The 12,562-nt window shown below is 45.6% G+C and carries 10 protein-coding genes; all 10 read left to right on the top strand.

The annotated features are described in order from the left end of the window. Window position 1 precedes the first annotated feature (1 nt). The 10 genes from fabG to uvrB all read left to right on the top strand — a co-directional run bounded on the left by fabG (window position 2) and on the right by uvrB (window position 12,504). A complete protein-coding gene (fabG, locus tag EO126_RS05200; protein WP_127007854.1) occupies window positions 2-745 on the top strand; it encodes a 3-oxoacyl-[acyl-carrier-protein] reductase in 744 nt (247 codons plus the stop codon). A gap of 40 nt (window positions 746-785) precedes the next feature. Then, window positions 786-1,022 (top strand): acyl carrier protein, encoded by a 237-nt coding sequence (locus EO126_RS05205; RefSeq protein ID WP_006554975.1) that lies wholly within the window; start codon window positions 786-788, stop codon window positions 1,020-1,022. A gap of 69 nt (window positions 1,023-1,091) precedes the next feature. Continuing rightward, complete coding sequence (locus tag EO126_RS05210) at window positions 1,092-2,048, top strand: NAD(P)H-dependent flavin oxidoreductase (RefSeq protein ID WP_006554974.1); 957 nt, start codon at window positions 1,092-1,094, stop codon at window positions 2,046-2,048. A 38-nt stretch (window positions 2,049-2,086) separates the two neighbouring features. Continuing rightward, window positions 2,087-3,331, top strand: coding sequence for a beta-ketoacyl-ACP synthase II (gene fabF, locus EO126_RS05215; protein ID WP_006554973.1), 1,245 nt, complete (start codon window positions 2,087-2,089; stop codon window positions 3,329-3,331). After that, window positions 3,332-4,093, top strand: coding sequence for a ribonuclease III (gene rnc / locus EO126_RS05220; protein ID WP_006554972.1), 762 nt, complete (start codon window positions 3,332-3,334; stop codon window positions 4,091-4,093). A 70-nt stretch (window positions 4,094-4,163) separates the two neighbouring features. After that, entirely contained in the window at window positions 4,164-5,279 is a 1,116-nt protein-coding gene (locus tag EO126_RS05225) for an elongator complex protein 3 (RefSeq protein ID WP_127007856.1), read from the top strand. 60 nt (window positions 5,280-5,339) lie between these two features. Further along, a complete protein-coding gene (gene smc, locus EO126_RS05230) occupies window positions 5,340-8,891 on the top strand; it encodes a chromosome segregation protein SMC (protein ID WP_127007858.1) in 3,552 nt (1,183 codons plus the stop codon). After that, window positions 8,891-9,835 carry a signal recognition particle-docking protein FtsY gene (ftsY, locus tag EO126_RS05235; protein WP_127007860.1) on the top strand — a complete coding sequence of 315 codons (945 nt, stop codon included), beginning with the start codon at window positions 8,891-8,893 and terminating at the stop codon, window positions 9,833-9,835. Before smc ends, ftsY begins: the two co-directional genes overlap by 1 nt. Beyond that, window positions 9,828-10,274, top strand: coding sequence for a hypothetical protein (locus tag EO126_RS05240; protein WP_127007862.1), 447 nt, complete (start codon window positions 9,828-9,830; stop codon window positions 10,272-10,274). The genes ftsY and EO126_RS05240 overlap by 8 nt, the downstream gene beginning before the upstream one ends. Window position 10,275: 1 nt before the next feature. Next, window positions 10,276-12,504 carry an excinuclease ABC subunit UvrB gene (gene uvrB / locus EO126_RS05245; protein WP_006554967.1) on the top strand — a complete coding sequence of 743 codons (2,229 nt, stop codon included), beginning with the start codon at window positions 10,276-10,278 and terminating at the stop codon, window positions 12,502-12,504. Window positions 12,505-12,562 lie beyond the last annotated feature (58 nt).

Here is a 12,562-nt window from a genome sequence, read left to right on the forward strand (position 1 = left end):
AATGCAGTTAACAGATAAAGTTGCTTTAGTTACCGGAGCCTCTCGCGGCATCGGCCGTGCCATTGCTTTGTTAATGGCTAAACAAGGTGCAGACGTAGTAGTTAATTACAGCGGCAGTGAAGGTGCTGCTCAAGAAACCGTAGATGCTATTTTGGCTATGGGTCGCAAGGCGATTAAAATTAAAGCCAATGTAGGCAATGCTGAAGAAGTAGCGGCTATGGTGGAAGAAGCACACAGCACATTCGGCCGTATCGATATTTTAGTAAATAACGCAGGCATTACCCGTGACGGTTTGCTTATGCGTATGAAAGACAGCGATTGGGATGATGTTATCAACATCAACTTGAAAGGAGTTTATCTTATGACTAAAGCTGTTTCCAAAATTATGATGAAACAGCGCAGCGGTAAAATTGTTAATATGACATCGGTTGTAGGTGTAACCGGTAATGCGGGCCAGGCCAACTATAGTGCCTCTAAAGCCGGCGTAATCGGGTTTACGAAAACTTGTGCTAAAGAATTGGCATCTCGCGGTATTACCGTAAATGCCATTGCACCGGGTTTCATTCACACCGACATGACGGATGTTTTATCTGATAAAGTTAAAGAAGCCATGGTTCATACGATTCCGTTGGGCCGTATGGCTGAACCGGACGAAGTAGCAGCTGTAGCTGTCTTTTTAGCCAGTGATATGTCGAGTTATATTACGGGTCAAGTCATTAATGTTGACGGCGGCATGGTAATGTAGCTAATATATAGAGCAAGCAATGAAAGGAGGTGAAATCACAATGACCACGTTTGATAAAGTTAAAGCGATCGTTGTGGAACAGTTAGGCGTTGACGAAGCTGAAGTTAAGATTGATTCTACATTCATTGACGACTTAGGAGCTGACTCCTTAGACATCGTTGAATTGATCATGGCTTTCGAAGAAGAATTCAATGTTGAAATTCCTGATGATGTAGCTGAAAAAATTAAAACAGTGAAAGATACGGTAGAATACATCGATTCTATCAAAGAAGCGTAAGACTTACTTGTGCACCGGTAGGAGGCGGCAACGCCTCCTAGTCGGTATACGTAACAGGAGGAATTTATAGTGAAGCTCCCTGAACTTCGCATTGGAAATCTGGTGGCAAAGGTGCCAATCATTCAAGGCGGCATGGCAATCAGATTGTCTACAGCTCGTCTTGCAGCAGCTGTAGCTAATGAAGGTGGCATCGGTCTAATTGCGGCCTCCGGTATGCCATTTGATGAATTACGTTATGAAATTAAATTAGCTCGAAAATTATCACCTACGGGTATTATTGGTATAAATGCAATGGTAGCAGCTTCCGAGTTTGCTGGCCTAGTGCGAACGGCTATCGAAGAAGGTATTGACCTTGTTGTAGCCGGTGCAGGTTTTTCTCGTGATATGTTTGGTATGGGGAAAGAATCGGGCACACCCATTGTTCCGATTGTGTCCTCCGGGAAATTAGCTCGTATTTCCGAAAGCTTGGGTGCGGCGGCTGTCATCGTTGAAGGCAGTGAAGCCGGCGGTCATTTAGGTACGAATCGATCCTCGCGTGAGATTGTGCCGGAGGTGTTAAAGGCCGTAAAAAATATCCCTGTTATCGGAGCGGGCGGTGTTCTTGATGGGAAAGACATTGTAGAAATGTTGAAATTAGGAGCAAACGGCGTACAAATGGGCAGTCGTTTTGCCGCTAGTGAAGAATGCAACGCATCGGATGAGCTTAAGAAAATGTATTTATGTGCTAAAGCTCCTGAAGATGTTGTTTTAATAGAAAGTCCGGTAGGTTTGCCGGGGCAGGCGATTCGCAACAAATTCGCTGCTTCTATATTGGACGGTACTGTACCGCCACCAACTGAATGTGACCGTTGCTTAAAGCATTGTTCTCATAAATTTTGCTTGATTAAAGCATTGGAACGGGCACAGCAAGGGGACGTGGAAACTGGTTTGGTATTTTCCGGCAATAATATGAGAAAAGTAGATGAGATTTTGCCTGTTAAGGAGATTTTCCGTCGCCTATTGGCGGAAACGTCTCAGATTGATTAATGTATTTCGATATATAGTTTACATGTGAGGTGAAATAATTGGAAAAACGTGTTGTTATTACCGGTTTAGGGGCTATTACGCCTGTAGGTATTGGTAAAGATGCTTTTTATGAAGCTTTATTGGCAGGTAAATCCGGGATTGGCCCGATTACCCATTTTGATGCTTCTGAATATGCTACCCGCATTGCCGGTGAAGTTAAGGATTTTGATATTACGCAGTATGGTGTAGAGAAGAAAGAGTCCCGTCGTATGGACCGTTCCTCTCAATTTGCAATCGCGGCGGCAGTTCTTGCTTTACGTGATTCTGAACTCGATTTGGATAAAGAAGATCGCGATCGTTGCGGTACTGTAGTTGGTACCGGTATCGGCGGGATTGACTCCATCCACGATGTTTATGTTACATTATTTGAAAAAGGACCTAATCGTGTAAGTCCTTTCGCAGTACCTATGATGATTGCCAACATGGTATCCGGTCGTGTGTCCATCGAACTTGGTCTTCGTGGTCCGGCTATTACTGATATTACGGCTTGTGCATCCGGTACTAATTCCATTGGTGATGCATTCCGCATCGTAGCTCGCGGTGACGCTGACATTATGTTTGCCGGCGGTACGGAAGCAGCTGTATCTCCTGCAGCAGTTGCCGGTTTCGCAGCTATGAAAGCTATGTCTACCCGCAATGATGAACCTGAAAAAGCTTCGCGTCCGTTTGACGCCGATCGTGACGGTTTCGTTATGGGTGAAGGCGCCGGTATCGTAGTTCTTGAAGAATTGGAACACGCTAAAGCACGCGGTGCTCATATCTATGCTGAAGTAATCGGTTACGGCAGCAATGGTGATGCTTATCACATTACAGCTCCGGCTCCGGGCGGTGTACAAGCTCGTAAATGTATGGAATTGGCCATTAAAGATGCAGGCATCGATCCTAGTGAAATTAACTACATCAATGCTCATGGTACTTCTACAGGTCTTAATGACAAAAACGAAACTATGGCTATTAAGGAATTATTCGGTGACCATGCTAAATCCTTGGCAGTTAACTCGACTAAATCCATGACTGGCCATTTATTGGGCGCAGCCGGTGCTATTGAAGCCATCGTTATGGCTATGGCTATTGAAACCGGTAAAATTCACCCTACCATCAACTTGACTAATCCGGATCCTGAACTCGATTTGGATTATGTAAAAGAAGGGGCTCGTGAATTGAAAGTAAATTGCGCATTATCCAATTCCTTCGGTTTTGGCGGTCATAATGCAACATTACTTGTTCGTCGTTACGAGGACTAATTGAGGGGCCGAAAGACTCATAAGACAATCTCGCACCAAGCTCGCGAAGCAGCGCTTCGAGAGCTTGTGGCGCGTTTGCGTATCCCTCTGACAGATATTGATTTGCTCGACAGAGCGTTTACGCACACGTCTTATGCAAATGAAAATAGAGCAGCTCGCGTTAAGCATAACGAACGTTTGGAATTTTTGGGCGACGCCGTTTTAGACTTAATTATCGGCGAGTATCTGTTTAAAACATATCCTCAAATGACTGAGGGTGAACTGACCAAAATAAAGGCAGCAACTGTATGTGAAACTTCGTTGGCTACTTGTAGTTCTAAATTAAACTTTGGTAATTATTTGTTGCTCGGGCGAGGCGAATGTACGTCCGGCGGCCGAGAACGGGCGTCGATTTTGGCTGATACTTTTGAAGCCGTTATCGGTGCTTTGTATGTAAATACTTCGTATGAAGTAACGGCGCAGTTCGTATTGAGTCATTTGCAAGGATATCTGGAAAAAGCGAAAGACGGTAAACTTGGTAAGGATTACAAAACTATGTTGCAGGAATATGTGCAACAGGAAGGCGAAAAGCAAATCGTGTATACCTTGCTGAGTGAATCGGGACCCGATCATGACAAGATATTCTGCATGGAAGTGCGGATTGAAGGCAAAGCCTACGGTTCCGGTACCGGTAAAAGCAAAAAAGAAGCTGAACAAAATGCGGCTCAAGTTACGCTTGACTATTTAATCGGTAAAAGAGCTTGCCGGTTAACGCAAGATTAATTCAGGTATATGGTAAATAGAGGAGCGGCTAATCCGCTCCTTTTTCGTATATAGGATGAGGTACATAAAAATGAACCAAAAGAAAAGCAACAGCATACGTCAAGACAAGCCTCACGGTTTGATTCCTTTTTATATACCTCATGCAGGTTGTCCGCAGCAATGTGTGTTTTGCAATCAGCATCGCATTGCGGCCGGTGGCACACGTGCCACACAGGCAGATGTAAAAGCAACGATTCATGAATATATAGGTACCGAACGTGATACCAAGTACTGGGAGGTGGCTTTTTACGGGGGCAGTTTTTCGGCCCTGCCGGAAGAATTGCAATGCTCCTTATTGGAACCTGCTTATGAAGCTTTAAAAGCCGGTGAAATCGATGCCATACGTTGTTCCACAAGACCGGATGCACTCAGTGATGATGCCATTGACTTGCTTATGTCATATGGCTTGAGTACCGTCGAAATCGGGGTACAGTCTATGGATGATGAAATTCTCACAAGAGCCAAACGGGGGCATACGGCTGCGGAAGTTATTGAAGCCGTACGGCGTTTGCAAGCACGCGGCCTTACGGTGGGAATCCAGTTGTTGCCCGGCTTACCCGGTGAAAGCTGGTTAACCTTGGTAAATACAGCAGTGAAAGTGGCTCAATTACAACCGGATTTTGTTCGTATTTATCCGGTGCTCGTTATTGAAGATACGGAATTGGCTGATGATGTGAGAGCCGGTCTTTATACACCGCTTACCGTAGCAGAAGCTGTCAAATACAGTGCCTTTTTAAAAAGTTACTTTGAGGACAAGGGAATTACGGTTATTCGCACCGGTTTGCAGAGTACGCCGGAGCTCGATCAAGGTATCGGTCTTGTAGGCGGTCCCTATGAACCGGCTATGGGGGAATTGGTAACCAATTATCAATGGTTGCAGAAGTTTTTACGAGTCATCAATGATCATATAGCGGCCGGTTTACCGATGCATTGTGTAACGGTCTTGTATCCTCGTTCGCTGACATCAAAAGTGCGTGGTGAGAAGCAGCGTAATATGAAATATTTAGCGATGAATTATGAAGATTGTACATGGCATTGGCATGAACTGGGATCTAAAAAGGCAAATGCTATGTTCGGATTAAAAACAAACAAATTTTCGGATAATGTTCTGCTTTTTATCGATAATTATAGGTATAATGTGATATAATAAAAGGTACGTTATTAGAAATATTTTAAGTGACTTAAGACACACGGAAAGGTGGTTTGCATGCAACTCTTACGATTAGAGTTAAAAGGATTCAAGTCCTTTGCGGATAAAACAATTGTAAAATTTTCACCCGGCATGACGGCTATCGTGGGACCTAACGGAAGTGGTAAGAGTAATATTACCGATGCTATGCGTTGGGTGTTGGGTGAGTCCAATGTGCGCCATTTACGTGGTCAAAAAGCGGAAGATATAATTTTTGCCGGTACGGAAAAACGCCGCCCTATGAGTACGGCGGAAGTAACCTTGGTATTCGACAACAGCGACAAGCGTTTGCATCCGGACCTGGCGGAAGTGGCGTTGACGCGCCGTATTTATCGCAGCGGTGAAAGTGAGTTTTTTATTAATAAAAAAGCCTGTCGTCTTAAGGATATACAGGCTCTGCTTGCCGATACGGGCCTGGGTCGTGATTCCATGGCTATTATCGGTCAGAACCGAGTCGATGCGATTTTAAACAGTAAACCGGAAGAACGGCGCCTTATTTTTGAAGAAGTAGCCGGTATTTCCCGTTTTAAAATGAATAAGGATGAGTCATTGCGCCGCATGGGGCAAACTGATCGCAATATGGAGCGTGTTGCCGATTTGATGGCTAATCTTGAGGAGCAAATGGAACCCCTTCGTGAAAAAGCGGCCAAGACGCAAACACATGCGGAATTGAGCCGTCAAAAACGATTGTTGGACGGGGCCTTGGCTTTTCATGATTATAAAGTGGCCGATCGCTTATTTACCAAGCAGGAAAATGAAAAGATTGCTTTAGAGCAGGAACAAATAGAAATTCAGACGGAGCTGTCCGGCCTGGGAGCACGGGAACAACAGTTAAAATTGAAGTCTGACGAACAACAACAGGCTTTGCGCCGGCAGGAAGAATTGTATGCTCAGGCTCAAAAAGAAGAGGCTCGTTTACAAGGTGAGAAAAATGTGTTGACCGAGCAATTGCGCAATGCCGATAAAGAGTTACAGGAATTGAGTGATCGCATTCATGAAATGGAAGCAACCATAGCCGGTGACCGTCAGAAGGTGCTGGTTCATCAGAAATTATTGGTTGACGGTGCCGGTGAATTGGCAGCCAAAGAAGCGGCTTTGCAGACGGCGGAAGAAGTCTATGAATCGGCTCGCCTGGAATTACAACGAATTCAGGGTGAGTTTCAGTCGGTTCAGGCAGCCATGGCGACGCGTCATGATGAACAACTGAAATTGGTAGGACTGGTAGAAAAATATCGGGTCGAATTACAAACTTTAAACAGCGAGCTGACGAAGATTGCCGAGTTGACGGCGACTTTAGCCGATGAATTGACCACCGTAACGGCTGAAGAAAGGGAGGCCTTTACGAAACATCAGACCTTGTTGGAACAACAGTCAACCAATCGGGCCGAACGGGAAAGCACCCAACAAGCGATGAGTGATTTACGACAACGTCGTCAGCAACTTGATAAAGAGTGTCAGACCGGACGCCGTGAAGAGCAGCGTATCGAAGGTCGTTTACAATTACTCGCTCAATGGGCTGAACAGCATGAAGGCTATGCGGACGGCACGCGTAATGCATTGGCTGCCAAAGAATCCTGGCAGTCGGATTTATTGGGAGCTATCGGCGATTTATTCACGGTTAAGCCTGAATACGCCACTGCTCTTGATATCGCGTTGGGCGGCAGTATTAATCATGTAGTATCGCGCACATCGCGAGCCGCAGCCGATTGTATTGCTTATTTAAAACGTACGCAAGGCGGTCGCGTCACATTCCTGCCGTTGGAAACGGTACACGGACAGGCCCTTAATACGCCGGCTCTGAATGAACCGGGTGTATTGGGACGAGCCGTAGATTGCATTACTTTTGATGAAATGTATCGCGGTGTTTTTACCTACTTATTGGGGCGTACTTTGGTGGTTGAAACAATGGAGCAGGCCATCGCGTTACAGAAGAAATATAAACAACAACTTCGCTTGGTAACCTTGGGGGGCGAACAATTTCAGCCCGGCGGTTCATTGTCCGGCGGTGTGACAAAACGCCGTAAAGCGTCCGTTATGGCGCAAAAAGAAGAGATGGGCGTATTAAGCACCAAATTGCAAGCATTACAGCAGCAATTAGGGGACAAACAAAAGGCCGTAGCCGATTATGAACAACAGCTTGAAGTGTTAAGTGATGAGTTGGCAGCAAAACAGAGTCGTTGGGATGAGCAGCATACATTGCTCTTAACGGCAGAGTCTGTTTTGAAAACAACAAGGGAACGTAAGCTCCGCAAGGAACAGGTTTTACAAAATAACCTGGCTGAACAGGAGCGTTTAACTTCTGAGCAAGCCAATGTTAAAATAGAATTGGAACAAGTTGAAGCGAATCTTAAGCAATTAAATGACGCTTTACAGGCAGATGGCGGTAATACGGTAACGCTTGCTGAATTGGAACGCTGTCAAAAAGAGCAGGATGCAGCCAATCAGGCGCGTCATGAAGCTCGTTTGCAGTATGAACAATTACGTCAGCAACAGAGTTACGGTGAACAGCAGATTAGCGATTGGCAAACGGCCATAGAACAGAATGTGGCCCGTATGGAACCGCTAAAAATACAGTTGGCTTCGCAAGAGCAGCAGGCCACTGCGGTCTTGCCGCAACAATTGGTTGAGTTGACCGCGGCTTGTGAAAATCAGGTCAAAGTGACAGCGGATTTGGTAGCACAGCGTGACTCGTTATATGAATCACATAGTGAACAGCAGCGAACTTTGGCTGATTATGCATCGGAACGGGAGACTTTGGATACGCGTCAAAAGCGGATTCAACAGCGTTTGATGCAAATGGAAGGTCAACTGGCAAAATATGAAATCAACAGTGAACAGGCCTTGCAGAAAATTAATGAACTCGGGTTTTCAAGAGACGAAGCACAGGCATTACAGTCGACCGGAGCCGTGGCGGATTGGCGTCTGGAAGAAGGCAAGTTGAGTGCTCAGCTTGAAGAATTGGGCCCGGTTAACCCGGAAGCGGTAGCTGAATATGAAGCCGCTAAGGAAAAACAAGCCTTCTATGAGGCTCAGCAATCCGATTTGGAGCAGGCTAAATCACAATTGGAAGCAGTTATTGCGGAAATTGACAAGGCCATGGCTTTGCAGCTCAGCGAAGTGCTTGAAGTGGTAGGCAATCGTTTTCAGGCCGTTTTCAGTCGCTTATTCGGCGGCGGTACGGCTCAAATTGTACTTACCGATGCGGATAATATTTTGACCAGCGGCATTGATTTTTATATTCAGCCACCGGGCAAGAAGCGTCAGCAACTGACTTTGTTATCCGGCGGTGAACGTGCGCTTACAGTTATAGCGTTATTATTTTCGTTCTTGGATTATCGACCGGCTCCGTTCTGCGTCTTGGATGAAGTGGATGCGGCCCTCGATGAAGCCAATGTAGAACGATTCGGCAGTTATTTGCAACGACTCGGTGACGATACCCAATTTATCGTGGTATCGCATCGTAAACGAACTATGGAGGCGGCCTTGGTATTACAAGGTGTTACCATGGTGGAACGCGGTGTTTCACGATTGTTAACAGTAGCCTTTGATGAAATAGAGGAGGATATGTAATGAGTTTTTGGAATAAAACCAAAAAGTTTCTCGGTTTCGGTGATGCCTTAGATAAGACGAAAAAGAAGTTATCGGAAGCCATTGAAACGGTAATTATCGGCTATGCCAAAATTGATGATGATTTCCTTGATGATTTGGAAGTAGCCATGATTACCGCCGATTTGGGCAGTAAAACGACGGAACTTTTGATGAAAGAAATCCGCCGCGGTGTAACGGAAGGCGAAATTAATCATACCAATGAAGTCATGAACTACATTGAGGCCTACATTACCAAGTTATTGGAAGATCAGGAAGAAACTTTGGAAATGCATTCGCCGGAAGTTATTTTGGTTGTAGGGGTTAACGGTGTAGGTAAGACTACGACTATTGCTAAATTGGCTCATTATTACAAAGAAGAAGGTAAAAGTGTGCTGTTGGCGGCGGCCGATACGTTCCGCGCTGCTGCGTCGGAACAGCTTACTATCTGGGCGGAACGCGCCGGTGTACCTATTGTAAAACATCAGGAAGGGGCCGATCCGGCAGCCGTTGTGTTCGATGCGTTGGCATCGGCCAAAGCTCGTAATGCGGATATTGTTATTATCGATACGGCCGGACGTCTGCATACGAAGACCAATTTAATGGAAGAATTGAAAAAAATCGGTCGTGTAGCAGATCGTCAGGTACCGGGAGCACCGCATCAGACTTTGTTGATTTTGGATGGTACAACCGGTCAGAACGCGGTGAGTCAGGCGAAGTTATTCGGTCAGGCTGTACCGATTACCGGCATTATTGTCACTAAATTAGACGGCACCGCCAAAGGGGGCGTCGTAATTTCGATTAAAGAGGAACTGGGGGTTCCGGTTCGTTGGATTGGCATCGGCGAAAAAATCGATGATTTAAAACCTTTCAATGCGAAAGAATTTGCCAATGCCTTGTTTGATAAAGGAATGAGTACAAATGAATAATCAAATGAGTCGCGCAGAAATGGTAGCGTATGCGCGGGTTGAAAATATAGCTAATCACTATGGCGCACCGGCTGAGGCTATGGACACGCTTGGCGATTTATTGGCGTATATCGGCAATGAAATGTATCGCCCCGTAACACGCTTGATGCTTCAGAATTGGAATCAATTAAATGATCGTATCGATCATTTTACACCGGAAGAATGGATTTTACCTACGGAAGTGGCCGCCAAAGAAGGGCTTGATAAACGTGCCGTGGCCTTATTGATTGAAGTTTTGGAAGGTGTAGATACACCAATCCAGGCAGAAGACGGTAAGCGTACGGAGATGAATGAAGAAGAAAAGAAACGCTTGCAAGCACATATTGAACAGGTAAGAGCGGAAGAAGCGGCTATGGCCGAGGCTGAAGCGGCTCGCCTTATGAGCGAAGAAGGTAAATAATATGGCACATCCTAATATTCATCGTAATTACGAAGGCAATATGACACCCTTCAAGGTAGAGGCACCGTTTCAGCCGATGGGTGACCAGCCGGCCGCCATTCAGTCGTTGGTGCAGGGCGTTAATAACGGCGATTGGGCCCAGGTTTTACTGGGAGCTACCGGTACGGGTAAAACATATACGATGGCTAAGTTGATTGAAGGGGTACAGAAGCCGACATTGGTTATTGCCCACAATAAAACCTTGGCCGCGCAATTATGCAGTGAGTTTAAGAGCTTTTTTCCAAATAATGCGGTGGAATATTTTGTGTCTTACTATGATTTTTACCAACCGGAAGCCTATATTGCGTCGACGGATACATACATTGAGAAAGATGCATCCATTAATGATGAAATCGATAAATTGCGTCACTCTGCGACAATGAGTTTATTTGAGCGTCGTGATGTGATTATAGTGGCTTCCGTAAGCTGTATTTACGGTTTAGGTGACCCGGAAGACTACAGCGACTTGGTAGTATCCTTGCGTTTGGGGCAAGAACGAAGCCGTGATGATATTTTGAAAAAATTGGTGGATATTCAGTATACTCGCAATGATATTAACTTCACTCGCGGTACCTTCCGCGTGCATGGCGATACGATTGAAGTATTCCCGGCCGCCAACAGTGAACGGGTAGTTCGCATTGAATTGTTCGGTGATGAAATCGACCGTTTGGCCGAAGTGGATGTACTGACCGGTGAAGTGATTACGGAACGCAAGCATGTGGCCATTTACCCGGCCTCTCACTATGTAACGACCCGTGACAAACTGCAACTTGCGATTGAACGTATTGAAGCGGAATTGGCGGAACAATTGGATTTCTTAAAATCGAGAGATCGTTTGCTTGAAGCACAGCGTTTGGAACAGCGTACCCGTTATGATATCGAAATGATGCAGGAAATGGGATATTGCTCGGGCATTGAAAACTATTCCCGCTTGTTATCTAACCGCCAACCGGGTGAAGCGCCGTATACTTTAATCGATTATTTTCCGGATGATTTCCTGATTTTAATTGATGAATCGCATGTAACGATTCCGCAGTTGCGTGCTATGTACAACGGTGACCGGGCTCGTAAAGAAAACTTAATCGAGTATGGTTTCCGTTTGCCGTCGGCTTTGGATAACCGTCCGTTGAAATTTGAAGAATTCCAAGAACGAATTAATCAGATTGTTTACGTATCGGCTACGCCGGGACCGTATGAAATGGAAGTGCAAACCAATATTGCGGAACAGATTATTCGCCCTACCGGTCTTTTGGATCCGCTTATTGAAGTGCGCCCGATTAAAGGCCAAATGGATGATCTGTTGGGTGAAATCAAACAACGGGCCGCTAAGAATGAACGCGTGCTCGTAACAACTTTAACGAAGAAAATGGCGGAAGATTTAACGGAATTCCTCAAAGAAGTGGGTGTTCGCGTACGCTATTTGCATTCCGATATTGCTACCATTGAGCGTGCCGATATAATCCGTGACCTCAGAGCCGGTGTTTTTGACGTCCTCGTAGGGATTAACTTGCTTCGTGAAGGACTTGATATGCCGGAAGTATCCTTGGTTGCCATTCTGGATGCGGATAAAGAAGGTTTCTTGCGCAGTGATACGTCCTTGATTCAGACAATCGGTCGTGCTGCTCGTAATGAAAACGGTCGCGTTATTATGTATGCGGACCGCATTACGGGTTCTATGGACCGGGCCATCACTGAAACGGAACGCCGTCGTGAAGTGCAGAGTGCTTATAATAAGGAACACAATATTACGCCGAAATCCATTCGTAAAGAAGTTAAAGAATTAATTGAATTAACTAAATTGGAAGAAGAGACGGGCGGCAACAGCGATAGCAAAAGCGGTGCCAAACGTTCCGGTCGCGGTAAGGCTGTTGATGATGATGCGGCAGCAGCTGTAGCATCGGCCAAGAAACGCAGTGCCGCTAAAACGAGCGGTAAAGCGGGCACTAAGACCGGTGCTAAAGCAACCGGCAAGGCCAAAGGCGTTAAGGCTGTGGCAGACGGTACGGCTGCGTATGAAGCTACACCTGAATTAACCGTCGAAGATGTATTTAATAAAATTGAAGAAACCACGCGTCTCATGAAGGCGGCGGCTAAACAATTGGAATTTGAAAAAGCGGCCGAACTTCGTGATGAACTTGGTATTTTGAGACAACAATTGTCTGATTTACAGGATGTACGTCGCAAAAAATAGGAACTATGGGCAAGGCATTCTGTCTTGCCTATTTCTCCGTTAATTAACAATAGTTTGT

The sequence above is a fragment of the Veillonella seminalis genome (genome assembly GCF_003992065.1).
Classification (GTDB): Bacteria; Bacillota; Negativicutes; order Veillonellales; family Veillonellaceae; genus Veillonella_A; species Veillonella_A seminalis.